This is a genomic window from Nocardia sp. JCM 38205 (genome assembly GCF_058222935.1).
This window is the reverse complement of record NZ_JBYHFL010000005.1, coordinates 131,600-145,857: the sequence shown is the minus strand read 5'-3', so window position 1 is coordinate 145,857 and position 14,258 is coordinate 131,600. Positions and strand designations below refer to the sequence as shown.

General features: G+C 70.4%; 12 protein-coding genes. 9 read left to right on the top strand and 3 right to left on the bottom strand.

What is annotated here, in order from left to right:
• The first annotated feature begins 70 nt into the window (after positions 1 to 70).
• From AC4HOU_RS19545 to hisI, 4 genes are read left to right on the top strand one after another with little or no spacing between them, the layout of a single operon-like run.
• On the top strand, positions 71 to 1,723 hold the full coding sequence (locus AC4HOU_RS19545; RefSeq protein ID WP_490724889.1) for a fatty acyl-AMP ligase: 1,653 nt from the start codon (positions 71 to 73) through the stop codon (positions 1,721 to 1,723).
• 32 nt (positions 1,724 to 1,755) lie between these two features.
• Positions 1,756 to 2,022 carry an acyl carrier protein gene (locus AC4HOU_RS19540; RefSeq protein ID WP_163816241.1) on the top strand — a complete coding sequence of 89 codons (267 nt, stop codon included), beginning with the start codon at positions 1,756 to 1,758 and terminating at the stop codon, positions 2,020 to 2,022.
• Positions 2,022 to 6,545 (top strand): type I polyketide synthase, encoded by a 4,524-nt coding sequence (locus AC4HOU_RS19535; protein ID WP_490725067.1) that lies wholly within the window; start codon positions 2,022 to 2,024, stop codon positions 6,543 to 6,545. Before AC4HOU_RS19540 ends, AC4HOU_RS19535 begins: the two co-directional genes overlap by 1 nt.
• Before the next feature lie 7 nt (positions 6,546 to 6,552).
• Complete coding sequence (hisI, locus tag AC4HOU_RS19530; protein WP_437198434.1) at positions 6,553 to 6,906, top strand: phosphoribosyl-AMP cyclohydrolase; 354 nt, start codon at positions 6,553 to 6,555, stop codon at positions 6,904 to 6,906.
• Here hisI and AC4HOU_RS19525 read toward each other — a convergent pair whose 3' ends face one another.
• The 3 genes from AC4HOU_RS19525 to AC4HOU_RS19515 form a co-directional block, all read right to left on the bottom strand.
• The gene (locus AC4HOU_RS19525; protein ID WP_178128273.1) at positions 6,907 to 7,440 is read right to left on the bottom strand and encodes a MarR family winged helix-turn-helix transcriptional regulator; all 534 of its coding nucleotides are present in this window, start codon (positions 7,438 to 7,440) and stop codon (positions 6,907 to 6,909) included.
• 70 nt (positions 7,441 to 7,510) lie between these two features.
• Positions 7,511 to 8,131, bottom strand: coding sequence for a permease (locus tag AC4HOU_RS19520; protein ID WP_194991100.1), 621 nt, complete (start codon positions 8,129 to 8,131; stop codon positions 7,511 to 7,513).
• 99 nt (positions 8,132 to 8,230) lie between these two features.
• On the bottom strand, positions 8,231 to 8,692 hold the full coding sequence (locus AC4HOU_RS19515; RefSeq protein ID WP_195007299.1) for a peroxiredoxin: 462 nt from the start codon (positions 8,690 to 8,692) through the stop codon (positions 8,231 to 8,233).
• A gap of 62 nt (positions 8,693 to 8,754) precedes the next feature.
• On the opposite strand from AC4HOU_RS19515, the gene AC4HOU_RS19510 reads away from it, so the two are divergent.
• From AC4HOU_RS19510 to trpA, 5 genes are all read left to right on the top strand, one after another.
• Positions 8,755 to 10,380 carry an anthranilate synthase component I gene (locus AC4HOU_RS19510; protein WP_490724888.1) on the top strand — a complete coding sequence of 542 codons (1,626 nt, stop codon included), beginning with the start codon at positions 8,755 to 8,757 and terminating at the stop codon, positions 10,378 to 10,380.
• Positions 10,377 to 11,114, top strand: a complete 738-nt coding sequence (locus AC4HOU_RS19505) for a TIGR02234 family membrane protein (protein ID WP_195007300.1) — start codon at positions 10,377 to 10,379, stop codon at positions 11,112 to 11,114. The genes AC4HOU_RS19510 and AC4HOU_RS19505 overlap by 4 nt, the downstream gene beginning before the upstream one ends.
• A gap of 175 nt (positions 11,115 to 11,289) precedes the next feature.
• Positions 11,290 to 12,108 carry an indole-3-glycerol phosphate synthase TrpC gene (gene trpC / locus AC4HOU_RS19500; RefSeq protein ID WP_104359429.1) on the top strand — a complete coding sequence of 273 codons (819 nt, stop codon included), beginning with the start codon at positions 11,290 to 11,292 and terminating at the stop codon, positions 12,106 to 12,108.
• Positions 12,108 to 13,376: a tryptophan synthase subunit beta gene (trpB, locus tag AC4HOU_RS19495; RefSeq protein WP_194991647.1), complete on the top strand. Its 1,269-nt coding sequence runs from the start codon at positions 12,108 to 12,110 to the stop codon at positions 13,374 to 13,376. Before trpC ends, trpB begins: the two co-directional genes overlap by 1 nt.
• Entirely contained in the window at positions 13,373 to 14,173 is an 801-nt protein-coding gene (gene trpA, locus AC4HOU_RS19490; protein ID WP_194991646.1) for a tryptophan synthase subunit alpha, read from the top strand. The genes trpB and trpA overlap by 4 nt, the downstream gene beginning before the upstream one ends.
• The last annotated feature ends 85 nt before the right edge of the window (positions 14,174 to 14,258 follow it).

Sequence of the window (14,258 nt, the reverse complement as noted above, 5' to 3'; positions counted from 1 at the left end):
GGTGCTGTTTCGGCAGCGGTGAATCGGTGAGAGTGAGAACTCCCACCACCCACCGCGAAGGAATCCGCCCGTGCACGACAGTTTTGTGCAGCACGTCAGGCAACAGGTCGCCGAATACGGTAATACCAGGTCCTACACCTATCTCCGTGAGCGCGGCCGCGAGCTCGACGAGGAGGTCGTCGGCTATCGCGATCTCGACCGCGACGCCAGGGCCCTCGCGGTCTGGCTGGCCGGGCAGCAGGCGTCGACGCGGCCGGTGGTGCTGCTCTACGCCGACCCGATGGCGTTCCTGCGCGCGTTCCTCGGTTGCCTGTACGCCGGTGTGATCGCCGTTCCGGCGCCGGTTCCGCATGATGAACGCAGCACCCGGCGCGTCGCCGGGGTGATCGCCGACTGCGGTGCCGGGCTGGTGCTCACCACCGCCGACCTCGCGCCGCTGATCGCGGCCGCGGCTCCCACGGTGTCGGCTTCCGCCACCGACGCCGCGCTGGGCGACCCCGACGCCTGGCAGATGCCGGAGATCGACCGGGACACGGTGGCGTTTCTGCAGTACACCTCGGGGTCCACCGGCAACCCGAAGGGCGTCGTCGTCACGCACGGCAATCTGCTGCACAACGAGGCGGCGATCGCGGAACTGGGCATCGACGACACCACGACCGCCGTCAGCTGGATCCCGCACTTCCACGATATGGGTCTGATCGGCATGCTGCTCGGCGCGGTCCACGCCGGGGCGAACCTGGTGTTCATGGCGCCGATGACGTTCCTCAAGCGGCCGGTGCGCTGGCTGCAGGCCATCGACCGATACCGGGCGACCGCCACGGCCGCACCGAATTTCGCCTACGAACTGATCAGCCGCCGGGTCACCGACGAACAGCTGGCCGAGCTGGATCTGTCCAGTCTGGAGATCGCGCTGTGCGGTGCGGAGCCGGTGCGCGCACGCACCATGGCGGCCGTACGGGAACGGTTCGCGCCCGCGGGCTTGCGGGCGACGGCGTTGCGTCCGGCCTACGGGTTGGCCGAGGTGACCTTGCTGGCCAGCGCCGCACGCACGCCGTCGCTGCCGGCTTCCTTCCACACCGCCGACGCGCCCCTGGTCGGCTGCGGGCAGCCCGCGCGTGGGCTCGACATCCGCATCGTCGACCCCGACACCCGCCGGCCGCTGCCCGACACCGTCGTCGGCGAGATCTGGATCCGCGGCGCCAGCGTCGCTGCCGGTTACTGGAATCGCCCGGCCGAGGCCAGCGACGATTTCGGCGCCCACCTCGGCGCGGAAGGGCCGTTCCTGCGCACCGGTGATCTCGGGCTCATGGCCGACGGCGAGCTGTTCGTCGCCGGGCGCCGCAAGGATCTGCTGATCGTCAACGGCCGCAACATCTATCCGCAGGACATCGAGGAGTTGGTGCGCGGGCTGCATCCGGCGCTGGCGGGCGCAGGCGTCGCGGTCTCGGTCGACGCCGGCGACCGGGAACGCCTGGTCGTGGTGCACAGCGTGAAGACCGCGCGGCAAGAGGGCGTCAGCCTGGCCGAACTCACCGCCGTGATCAAGACCGCCGTCGCGCGCGAATTCGCGGTGCCCGCACCGAATGTCGTGCTCGTCGAACCGTGCTCGGTGCACCGCACCACCAGCGGCAAAGTGCAGCGCAACTCGATGCGCACCGCACTGCTGCACCGCCGCGTCGACGGCGTGCTGCACCACGACCTCGAACCGGCGCCGAGCCGGTGACCACCCACCCCTATTCCACCCGGGAGACGACCGTGTTCGCCACCGCAACCACCCCTCCGACATCGATCACCGGCTGGCTCGCCGAGCGCGTCGCCGACTACACCGGACGCGCCGCGCACCAGGTGGATCCTGCCGTCCCGCTCGCCGAACTCGGCCTCGACTCCGTCTCGGCGGTGGCGCTGTGCGGGGAGATCGAGGACCGCTGGTCGATCGAGGTGGATCCGACCCTGGTGTTCGACTATCCGACCATCGCGGATATCGCCGCGTTCCTCGCCATCGACACCACCTGCGCGGCGTGATGAGTTCGCCTACCGGATCCGAGAGTTCGCGCGAGCACGCCGATATCGCCGTCGTCGGTATCGACTGCCGATTCCCCGGCGCCGCCGACCCGGGCGCACTGTGGCGGCTGCTGATCGAAGGCGACGAAGCCATCTCCGAGGTTCCGGTGAACCGCTGGGCGGCCGAGGACGTCCACGATCCGGCCGGCGGTCCCGGCACCATCAACAACCGCGGCGGTGGATTCCTCACCGACGCCGACGTTTTCGACCACGCATTCTTCGGCATCACCCCGCGCGAGGCGGCCGCGATGGACCCGCAGCAGCGGCTGCTGCTGCACACCGCGTGGCGCGCCCTGGAAGATGCCACCCTCGATCCGCGAGCCCAGGCCGGGTCCCGCACCGGCGTGTACGTCGGCGTGATGGCCAACGAGTGGGCGAATGTGCAGATGAGCGACTATTCCGCGATCACCGCGCAGCACGGGTCGGGCAACGGGTACTTCATGACCGCCAACCGGCTGTCCTACCAGCTGGATCTGCGGGGTCCCAGTATGGCTGTCGACACCGCGTGCTCGTCGTCGCTGAGCGCCGTCCACCTCGCCTGCACCGCCTTGGCCTCGGGGGAATGCGATCAGGCGCTGGCCGGTGGAGTGAACCTCGTGCTGACGCCCGCGGTCGGCATCTTCTACACCCAGGCCGGCCTGTCGGCGCCAGACGCGCGATGCAAACCGTTCAGCGGCTCGGCCGACGGCATCGTCCGCGGCGAGGGCGCGGCCGTGCTGGTACTGCGCAGGCTGGCCGACGCGCAAGCCGCCGGACTGCCGATCTACGCGGTGATCAAGGGCAGTGCCGTCAACTCCGACGGCCGCAGCAACGGCATCACCGCGCCGAACCGGTGGGCGCAGCAGCAGGTCGTCGAGCAGGCCTACCAGCGCGCCGGGGTGCGGGCCCAGGAGGTGGATTTCATCGAGGCGCACGGCACCGGCACGGTGCTCGGCGACATGATCGAGGTCAAGGCGCTCGGCGCACTGCACGCAGGCCGCGCCCGGCCCTGCGGCATCGGTTCGGTCAAAGGCAATCTCGGGCACACCGAGGGCGCGGCCGGCATCGCGGGGCTGATCAAGGTCGCGCTCGGCCTGCACCACCGACTGGTGCCGCCGACCCGGTTCGCCGATACCGAGAATCCGAAACTGCGGCTCGCACGGCACGGTTTGCGTCTGCTGGGAGAGGCCATGCCGCTCGGTGAGCAAGCGGTGGGCGGGGTGAGCAGCTTCGGTGTCGGCGGGACGAATGCGCATATCGTGCTGGGCAGTGCGCCGCTGTCATCGCCACCCGCTGCCGTCGGCCGCGCGCCGGGATCTGGCTCGCGGGCTGCCGGCGGTTCGGCTGGTGCGGTCGGCGGTCCGTCGGTGTCTGCGGACACGGTTGACCGGCCGGGCCGAGATGCGCTGCCGGACCATCCGGTCGACGGTGGTGTGCCATCGGCGGACACCGATGACGGTGTGGGCCTGGATGGTCACGGCGACCCGGTGGCCGGCGCTGGTGTGCTGACACTGTCGGCGGACACCACCGACGGGTTGCGCCGTAACGCGGCACGGATCGCCGACGCGGTGGCCGCCCTGCCTCGCGATCGGTTCGCGCAGCTGTGCTGGACGAGCAATCAGGTCAAGGCCTCCGGTCGGCAGCGGCTCGCCGTCGTCGCCGCCGATCGGGACGAGGCGATCGAGCAGCTGCGGCGGGCACCGGACAGCGGTGTCGCCCAGCCGGTGTCCGCCGGGTGGATGTTCAGCGGGCAGGGCGCGCAGTTCGCCGGAATGGCGCGCGCGCTCGACGCGGCGAGCCGAGGCTTTCGCCGGGCGCTGCGCACGGTCGACGACGCCATGCGCGCTCACCTCGGGCGGTCCGTGCGCGCACTGCTGCTCGACGACACCGCCCACATCGACAGCACCGATCTGGCGCAGCCGGCGATCTTCGCGATGGAGTACGCGCTCGCGAGTGCCCTGGCCGAGACGGGGCTGCGCCCGGCCTGGTTGCTCGGGCACAGCATCGGCGAATACGCGGCCGCGGTCGTCGCGGGCGTGCTCGACCTGGACGACGCCTGCCGGCTGGTGGTGCTGCGCGGCGCGCTGATGCGGCGGCTGCCCGGCGGCGGCGCGATGCTCGCGGTGCGCGCCGGCGAATCCGCGGTGGCCGACCTGCTCGCCGAGGAACCCGAGGTCGCGATCGCCGCCGTCAACGCACCGGCCGACCTCGTGCTCTCCGGCGACGCCGCCGCGCTCGCACGCATCGATGAGATCCTGGCCGAGCGTGCGGTGAGCACCAAGACGCTCACCGTCTCCCACGCGTTCCACAGCCCTCGCATGGAACCCATGCTGGCCGAGTTCGAGTCCGCCGCGCACGCCTGCACCTACCGCGCGCCGAACCTGCCGATCTACTCGACCGTGCGCGGGCGTCTGCTCGCGCCCGGCGAAACGATGGACGCCGCCTACTGGACCGAACACATCCGCGCCACCGTCCGGTTCGGTCAGGCCGTCGACGTCGCACTCGGCACCGAACCGACCCACCTGATCGAGGTGGGACCGCGTCGCGTGCTGACACCGATGATCAACCGCATCCGACCCGAGTTCGCCGGCCGCTGCCTGGTTCCCAGCCCCGGCCCAGGCGCCACCGGCCACGAATTCGCCGGCACCATCGCCGCCCTGTACCGCGACGGCTTCGACCCGGACTGGGACCGGCTCTACGAACCCGCGCACCGAGTGCGTCACCGGCTGCCGGTGTACGAGTTCAGCACCGAACACCGTTTCTGGTTCGACCCGCCCGGCCCGCACAGCGCACAGCAGCGACCACAACTCGGCGCGGCAGCACCGGCACCCCGCGAACAGCAGAACACCGATCATCCGGCACAACCCGAAGTACGAACCCGCACGGCCACATCCGAACACTCCGAGGACATCACCACCATGGACCAGATGATCGCGCTCTTCCGCGAACAGAACGCGCTACTGGCGAAGCTCGCGCACGGGGCCGCCGGTCCCGCCGCAGCGGCTACCGACGGCGCGCGGACGTCCGGTCAGCAGGCCATCGGCGTTGTCTACGCCGAAGCGGCCAGGGTGAGCGGCTACCCGGCCGACCGGCTGCGCAACGCCCAAACTCTCAGCGGCGACCTGGGATTCGATTCGATCATGACCGCCGACCTGTTCACCGGAATCGTCCGCCGGATGCCCGGGCTGGTCATCGATCCGGCTCGCTTCGGGGAGCAGGCGACGCTCGGCGAGGTGGTCGAGTACGTCGCGGCGGGTGGTGCCGCGACAGCGCCCACTGCTGCGGCCCCTGAACCGCACGTCGTACCCGAGTTCCGCATCAGCGAGTTCGCCGAGGTGAAGGCGATCGAGGGCAGGCTCGCCGGGGCGCAGGCGCTCGGCCTGGCCAATCCGTACTTCCTGGTCAACGACGGCGTCACCCGCGACACCTCGGTGATCGACGGTGTGCCGGTGCTGAATTTCTCCAGCTACAACTATCTCGGCCTGTCGGGGCATCCGGCGGTCGTCTCGGCCGTGCAGGACGCCGTCGCCCGGTACGGCAGCTCGTGCTCGGCCAGCCGGGTGCTCTCCGGGGAGAAGCCGGTGCATCGGGAGCTGGAAGCCGAACTCGCCGCGCTGCTCGGCACCGAGGACGCGATGGCGCTGGTGGGCGGGCATTCCACGAACGTCACCATCATCGGGCATATCGTCGGGCCGCAGGATCTGGTGATCCACGACAGCCTGGCCCACGACAGCATCCTGCAGGGCTGCAAGCTCTCCGGCGCCACCCGCAGACCGTTCCCGCACAACGACCACGCCGCCCTCGACCGGATGCTGAGCGAACTGCGGCACCGGTATCGCCGGGTGCTGATCCTCATCGAAGGCGTGTACAGCCAGGACGGCGACATCCCCGACCTGCCCGCCATCATCGAGATCAAGAACAAGCACCGGGCGCTGCTGATGATCGACGAAGCGCACAGCGTCGGCGTGCTCGGCGCGGGCGGCGGCGGCATCGGCGAGTACTACGGGGTGGATCGCGGCGAGGTCGAGCTGTGGTCGGGCACGATGTCGAAGGCGCTGGCCGGGTGCGGTGGGTATGTCGCGGGCAGCGCGGAGCTGATCCGGTTCCTGAAATACACCACGCCCGGCTTCGTCTACAGCGTCGGCATGACCCCGATGAACGCGGCGGCCTCGGCGGCGGCGATCCGCCTGCTGCGCACCGATCCGGAACCGCTGGCGCGGCTGCGTCGCAACGCCGAACTGTTCCTGAAGCTGGCGAAGGACGCCGGGATCGACACCGGTGACAGCCACGACACCCCGATCATCCCGTGCATCGTCGGCGATTCGCTGAAGACACTGACGCTGTCGAACGCGCTACTGCGACGCGGGATCAACGTCAACCCGATCCTGTATCCAGCTGTCCCAGAAGATTTGGCGCGACTGCGGTTCTTCGTCACCGCCTGCCACAGCGAGCAGCAGATCCGCGAGGCCGTCGCGATCCTCGCCGAAGAGCTGGCACTGCTATAACGGTGGCATGACTCTGGATCCAGCCATCGCCGCTCGCCTCAAGCGCAACGAGGCCGGCCTGTTCTCCGCCGTCGCGCAGGAACGGGGCACCGGCGATGTGCTGATGGTCGCGTGGATGGACGACGAGGCGCTGGCCCGCACCCTCGCCACCCGCAAGGCCACCTACTACTCGCGCTCACGCGGCCAGTACTGGGTGAAGGGGGAGACCTCCGGTCACACCCAGCACGTGCACGAGGTGCGCCTGGATTGCGATGGCGACACCGTGCTGCTCACCGTCGACCAGGTGGGCGCGGCCTGCCACACCGGCACCCACACCTGCTTCGATGCGGATGTGCTGCTCGCCGCCGGTTCCGAGGGCTGATCAGAAACCGGAGGGTTCGCCCTTGGTGCGGGGGACACCGAGCCGGTCGGCCAGTTGGGTGGCCATCGCCTCGCCCAGATCGGCGAGGGTGGAGATCTGACCGGCGTCGAGACCGTCGAAAACCAGCGAGCGGATCGCGTCGAGGTATCCGGGCGCGGCCTCGACGACCTTCGTGTACCCGTCATCGGTGAGGACGGCCTGGACACCACGCCGCCCGGCGGTGACGGTGCGCTCGGCCCAGCCCATCCGCTCCAGCTTGGACACCACATGAGACAGTCGCGATAGCGATGCGTTTGCCCTGTGGGCAAGCTCACTCATCTGAAGCCGGTGTCCCGGCTCCTCCGACAGCAGCGACAGCACCCAGAATTCGAAGTGCGTGAGTCCGGCCTCGCGTTGCAGCTGGGTGTCCAAAGTGCCCGGCAGGCGTGTCATCAACGCGACAATCGCCCGCCAAGCTCGCTGTTCTACTGGGTTTAGCCACTTCGTCACTGTGCGCCTTCTCTCGAGCCAAGTGACGTGGTCGTGCCCTGACAGTCACCCGCGCCCATGAGTTTGCCACGACTTCGCTCGACCGTCTGCGAGACACGAAACGACGTGAGGTCACTCACAGGTGGTCGGGGCGGCGTCCCTCCGCGCGGGGTGCGGTGCCGGGTTCGCGGACCGGCCGGCCGGTGTCGATCGGCGCCGAACCGCCCGACTGCACGAGCGCCTTGGCTTCCGCGCGCCGCCGCCACCCGCGCCGCACCACCAGGAACAGCACGAGCAGGAAGATCAGCGCGGCGATGATCGCGCCGGTGAGCGAGGCGCCGCGGAAGGCGGGCGCGTCGACGTCCATGATGCGTTCGCCGGCGTGCGCGGCATTGTTGCCGCCGAGCACCACCGTCAGCGTCATCAGGTTGGGAATCGCGAAGACCAGGGCCAGCACCACGGCCCCGCCCGCGATGACCTTGCCGCCGCGTCGCCGCCACACCAGCGCCGCGACGAGCAACAGCAACAACGGGATGGCGGTACACAGTCCGCCGTAGACCAGGCCCCAGCCGATGCCCTTGGAGAAGCTGCCGTTGACCATCTCGCCCACCCGCTGGGCCCACCAGCGGGGAATGAACGCGGCGAGAATCAGATAGGCGACGATCAGTACTACGACCAGGACCGCACCCGCGATGATCCGGGTGCGCCAGGAGATCGTGGAGGTCCGCGTGTCCGGCGTGCGCTCGGGCGTGGTCATGACTCCAGCGTAGGTTGCCCGGGGACGACGGTGCGGGTGCTCGGACGGTGTTTCGGCAGGAAAAGTGCCGGTCCGGGGGGCACCCGGACCGGCGATGGATCATTTGGCGCGTTCGCGCAGGAATTGCAGCGCCTCGTCGGCGTGCACGTTGGCGCGCAGTTCACCGGTGATGACGGTGAGCACGGTGCGGTCGGTATCGATGACGAAGGTCTGGCGCTTGACCGGAGCCAGCTTGCCGAGCAAGCCACGCTTGACGCCGAACTGCTGAGCCACCGCGCCATCGGCATCCGACAGCAGCGGATAACCGAGGCGCTGCTTGTCGGCGAATCCGGCCTGGGTGTCGACCGCGTCGGTGCTGATACCGGCACAGCTCGCGCCGAGCGCGGCGAACTCCTCGGCCAGATCACGGAAATGGCAGGCCTCGGCCGTGCACACCGGAGTATTGGCGGCGGGGTAGAAGAAGAGCACGAGCGGCCCGTCGGCGAGCAGCTCGTCGAGGGAACGTTTGGTGCCTGATTGATCGGGGAGCTCGAACTGCGGAGCGAGCTGGCCAGTCTTCATGGACCGACCCTACCGGCGGGTGCGCCCATCGGCCTGTCGTAGCCGCCTGGGATGATGGACCGATGCAGGGCGCATCCCACCGCCAGGACACCACGGCCACCACGACCCGCGAACAGTTCCATCAGCTGGCCGCCGAGCATCGGGTGGTGCCGGTGACCCGAAAGGTGCTGGCGGACTCCGAGACTCCGCTGTCGGCCTACCGCAAGCTCGCCGGTGACCGGGCAGGCACCTTCCTGTTCGAATCGGCGGAGAACGGGCGGTCCTGGTCGCGCTGGTCGTTCATCGGCGCGGGCAGCCCGTCGGCGCTGACCGTGGTCGACGGCGAGGCCGCCTGGCTCGGCGCCACCCCCGCCGACGCGCCCTCGGGCGGCGATCCGCTGGACGCGCTGCACCAGACCCTGGAACTGCTGCGCACCGAACGCATGCCGGGGCTGCCGCCGCTGACCGGCGGCATGGTCGGCTACCTCGGCTACGACGCCGTGCGCCGGATGGAGCGGCTGCCGAATCTGGCCGCCGACGATCTGCGGCTGCCCGATCTGGTGCTGCTGCTGGCCACCGACCTCGCCGCCTTCGACCACCACGAGGGTGCGATCACCCTCATCGCGAACGCGGTGAACTGGAACGGCACCGCCGAGCGAGTCGACGAGGCCTACGACGACGCCGTGGCCAGGCTGGACCGGATGACCGCCGCACTCGCCGCGCCCGCCGCATCGACGGTCTCGGTGTTCGACCAGCCCGAACCGCAGTACCGCCGCCAGCGCACCAGCGAGGAATTCGGCGCCGGAGTGCGCAGGCTGGTCAAGGAGATCGAGGCGGGCGAGGCCTTCCAGGTGGTGTTGTCGCAGCGCTTCGAGATGGACTACGACGGCGCCCCGATCGACCTCTACCGGATGCTGCGCGCCTCCAACCCGAGCCCGTACATGTACATGCTGCACGTGCCCGATGGCTCCGGCGGGACCGCGTTCTCCATCGTCGGCTCCAGCCCGGAATCGCTGGTGACGGTGAAGGAGGGCGTGGCCACCACCCACCCGATCGCCGGAACACGGTGGCGCGGCGCCACCGAGGAAGACGATCTGCTGCTGGAGAAGGGCCTGCTCGCCGACGAGAAGGAGAACGCCGAGCATCTGATGCTCGTCGACCTCGGCCGCAACGATCTGGGCCGGGTCTGCCAGCCGGGCACGGTGCGGGTCACCGAGTACCGGCATGTCGAGCGCTACAGCCACGTCATGCATCTGGTGTCGACGGTGTCCGGGCGGCTGGCGCCGGGCAAGATCGCGCTCGACGCGGTCCGCGCCTGCTTCCCGGCGGGCACGCTCTCGGGTGCGCCGAAGGTGCGGGCGATGGAGTTGATCGAGGAACTCGAACCCAGCCGCCGCGGCGTCTACGGCGGCGTGGTCGGTTATCTGGACTTCGCCGGCGACGCCGACACCGCGATCGCCATCCGCACCGCGCTGCTCAAGGACGGCACCGCCTACGTCCAGGCCGGTGCGGGTGTGGTCGCCGATTCCGAACCCGAATACGAAGACGCCGAATCGCGCAACAAGGCCATGGCGGTGCTGCGGGCGGTGGCTGCGGCGAAGACCGTGCGGGCCTATCGGGCGGACCCCGAGACCGTCGCGGACACCGACGCCGGTACCGGCGCCGGGCCGGCGACGAGCACCACCGGAATCGGCGAGGCGCCCGCATGAGCGACGAGAACACCCCGGAACCCGGGACGTCAGCGCAGAGTGCGGGCACGTCCGGCACGCCGGCCGGACGGCGCTATCCCGTCGCTCCGGTGGTGTTGCTCGCCGTCTCCGCGGCCGCCCTGTGGGGCGCCTCGCGGATGACCTGGGTGAGCGTGCGCTCCTCGGACGGGCTCACCGAACCACGCACCGACGACCTCGACGGCGGCACCTGGTTCGGCGCGCTCACCCCGCTGGCCTTGGTGCTGCTGGCCGCCATCGCCGCGGTGCTGGCCACCAAGGGCTGGCTGCGCCGGGTCGTCGGCGTGCTGGTGGCGCTGGTCGGCGCGGTCGTCGCGGTGCCCGCGCTGGCACTGCTCACCGGCTCCGGCGCGACCTCGCAACGCGCCGCCACCCTCGCCGAACTCCCGGCACGCGCCCAGGTCGAGCAGGTGAGCACTTCCGCCGCGCCCGCCGTGCTGACCATGGCAGGCGCGCTGGCCGCCTTCGCCGCGGGCGTGCTGCTGGCCAGAATGCCCAAAGACAGCGCACAGCTGTCGGGCAAGTACGACACGCCGGTCGCCCGCCGCGCCGCCGCCACCGACCTGGTCGCCGGGCGCGGCGAGGCGAGCGACCCCACCGCGCCGCCGGTGACCGAACGAGTCCTCTGGGACGCGCTCGACGCGGGGACCGACCCCACCGAAGATCACCCGCGGACCGGCTCCGATGATGGCCCGGCCGAGCCCGGCACCAGGTGATCCGATGATCCGGCGACCTCGCGCAGCACAAGTAGCCGACGCCCGCAACCCGGGGGACAACCCCGGCGAACGCGCGTCACACCCGCCCCTTTACTCTTGATCAGCACCGGTGAGACAGCGCCTGGGGGGATTTCTCAGGCAGTGAGTCCGTCTCCCCAGAAAGGATTCGAGCCAGATGACGGTACTCGACTCGATTCTCGACGGGGTCCGCGCGGATGTGGCCGCACGGGAATCCCTGCTGGACTTCCAAGCCATCAAAGCCGCAGCGGCCGCCGCGCCGCCGCCCAAGGACGCGCTCGCGGCACTGCATGAAGACGGCATCGGCGTCATCGCCGAAGTGAAGCGGGCCAGCCCCTCCAAGGGGCCGCTCGCCGAGATCGCCGACCCCGCCAGCCTGGCCAAGGCCTACGAAGACGGCGGCGCCCGCATCATCAGTGTGCTCACCGAGGGCCGTCGCTTCCACGGCTCGCTCGACGACCTCGACGCCGTCCGCGCGGCCGTGAACATCCCGGTGCTGCGCAAGGACTTCGTCGTGGGCCCGTACCAGATCCACGAGGCGCGCGCGCACGGCGCCGACGTCATCCTGCTGATCGTCGCCGCGCTCGAACAGGACACGCTGAGCTCGCTCATCGACCGCACCGAGTCGCTGGGAATGACCGCGCTGGTCGAGGTGCACACCGAAGAAGAGGCCGACCGGGCCCTCAATGCCGGCGCCTCGGTCGTCGGCATCAACGCCCGCAACCTCAAGACGCTCGAGGTCGACCGCGACTGCTTCGCGCGGATCGCGCCGGGGCTGCCCACCGAGGTCATCCGCGTCGCCGAATCCGGGGTGCGCGGCACCGCCGATCTGATGGCCTACGCGGGCGCGGGCGCGGACGCCGTGCTCGTCGGCGAAGGCCTGGTGACCAGCGGCGACCCGCGGGCAGCGGTATCGCAGCTGGTGACCGCGGGCACCCACCCGTCCTGCCCGAAGCCCGCCCGGCGGGCGCGCTGATGGCCGCGACCGGGCTGCCCGCGGCCAGCGAGGGCGTCGCCCACCGCAGCGGACACGAACCCGACGACGGCGGCCACTTCGGCGTCTACGGCGGCAGGCATGTGCCCGAGGCGCTGATGGCCGTCATCGACGAAGTCACCGCCGAATACGACAAGGTGCGCAGCGACCGCGAATTCCTCGGTGAGCTGGACCGGCTGCAACGCGACTACACCGGCCGTCCCTCGCCGGTGTTCGAATGCACCCGCCTGGCCGAGCACGCCGGCGGCGCCCGCATCCTGCTCAAGCGCGAAGACCTCAACCACACCGGCTCGCACAAGATCAACAATGTGCTCGGGCAGGCGCTGCTGGCCAAGCGCATGGGCAAGACCCGCGTCATCGCCGAGACCGGCGCCGGCCAGCACGGCGTGGCCACCGCGACGGCCTGCGCGCTGCTCGGCCTCGACTGCATCGTCTACATGGGCGCGGTCGACACGGCCAGGCAGGCACTCAACGTGGCCAGGATGCGGTTGCTCGGCGCCGAGGTGGTGTCGGTGAGCACCGGCTCGGCCACCCTCAAGGACGCCATCAACGAGGCCCTGCGCGACTGGGTCTCCAACGCCGATGACACCTACTACTGCTTCGGCACCGCCGCGGGCCCGCATCCCTTCCCGCTGATGGTGCGCGATTTCCAGCGCGTGGTCGGGCTGGAGGCGCGTGAGCAGGTGCAGGAGCTCACCGGCAGGCTGCCCGACGCCGTCGCCGCCTGTGTGGGCGGCGGCTCCAATGCCATCGGCATCTTCCACGCCTTCATCGACGATCCGGGCGTGCGCCTGGTGGGCTATGAGGCCGCGGGCGATGGCGTCGAGACCGGCCGCCACGCCGCCACCTTCACCGGTGGCTCGCCCGGTGCGTTCCAGGGCGCCTACTCGTACCTGCTGCAGGACGAGGACGGCCAGACCATCGAATCGCATTCCATCTCCGCCGGACTGGACTATCCGGGTGTCGGCCCGGAGCACGCCTACCTCAAGGACATCGGCCGCGCCGAATACCTGCCGGTCACCGATACCGCGGCGATGGACGCGCTGCTGCTGCTCAGCCGCAGCGAGGGCATCATCCCGGCGATCGAGTCCGCGCACGCGGTGGCCGGTGCGCTCGAACTCGGCAAGCAGCTCGGCCCCGGCGCCATCATCCTGGTGAATCTGTCCGGTCGCGGTGACAAGGACATGGACACCGCCGCGCGCTGGTTCGGACTGTTCGACGACGCAGAGGGCAAGGGGAACGCGCAGTGAGCCAGCAGTCCAGACTCGCCGACACCTTCGCGGCCTGCCGCAGCGAACATCGTGCCGCCCTGATCGGCTACCTGCCCGCGGGCTACCCCGATCTGGACGGCTCCATCGCCACCGTGCGCGCGATGGTCGAGGCCGGTTGCGACATCGTCGAGGTCGGCGTGGCCTACTCCGATCCGGTGATGGACGGGCCGACCATCCAGCGGGCCGCCGAGCAGGCGCTGCGCGGCGGGGTGCGGGTGCGGGATGTGTTCTCCGTGGTCGAGGCCGTCACCGCCGCCGGTGCCCAGGCCGTGGTCATGAGCTACTGGAACCCGGTGCTGAAGTACGGCGTCGACCGGTTCGCCCGCGACCTGGCGGCCGCGGGTGGCGCGGGCATCATCACCCCGAACCTCATCCCGGACGAGGCCGGCGAGTGGTTCGCCGCCTCGGCCGCGCACGACCTGGACCGGATCTTCCTGGTGGCGCCGTCGTCCACCGAAGAACGCCTGGTCAAGACGCTGGAGGCGTCGCGCGGGTTCGTCTACGCCGCCTCCACCATGGGCGTCACCGGTGCCCGTGACGCGGTGTCCTCGGCCGCGCCCGCACTGTGCGCCCGCATCCGCGCGCATTCCGACATCCCGATCGGCGTCGGTCTCGGGGTGCGTTCGGGTGCGCAGGCCGCCGAGATCGCCGCCTACGCCGACGGCGTGATCGTCGGCTCGGCGTTGGTGAGCGCGGCCGCCGACGGCCTGGACGCGGTGCGGAAGCTGACGGCCGAGCTGGCCGACGGCGTGCGCTCGGCCACCGTCGCGTCCTGACCCGAAGGCGCACCGTCGCGCTCCTCGACTACGGTGGCCCCCGTGACCTTACGAGTCCTGGCAGACAGTGTTTCCAGCATCGGCA

Bases quoted from the DNA above. Each gene is read 5' to 3' on its own strand.
- AC4HOU_RS19535 (WP_490725067.1), top strand. From the start codon at position 2,022: ATGAGTTCGCCTACCGGATCCGAGAGTTCGCGCGAGCACGCCGATATC.
- hisI (WP_437198434.1), top strand. From the start codon at position 6,553: ATGACTCTGGATCCAGCCATCGCCGCTCGCCTCAAGCGCAACGAGGCC.
- AC4HOU_RS19520 (WP_194991100.1), bottom strand. From the start codon at position 8,131: ATGACCACGCCCGAGCGCACGCCGGACACGCGGACCTCCACGATCTCC.
- AC4HOU_RS19515 (WP_195007299.1), bottom strand. From the start codon at position 8,692: ATGAAGACTGGCCAGCTCGCTCCGCAGTTCGAGCTCCCCGATCAATCA.
- AC4HOU_RS19510 (WP_490724888.1), top strand. From the start codon at position 8,755: ATGCAGGGCGCATCCCACCGCCAGGACACCACGGCCACCACGACCCGC.
- AC4HOU_RS19505 (WP_195007300.1), top strand. From the start codon at position 10,377: ATGAGCGACGAGAACACCCCGGAACCCGGGACGTCAGCGCAGAGTGCG.
- trpC (WP_104359429.1), top strand. From the start codon at position 11,290: ATGACGGTACTCGACTCGATTCTCGACGGGGTCCGCGCGGATGTGGCC.
- trpB (WP_194991647.1), top strand. From the start codon at position 12,108: ATGGCCGCGACCGGGCTGCCCGCGGCCAGCGAGGGCGTCGCCCACCGC.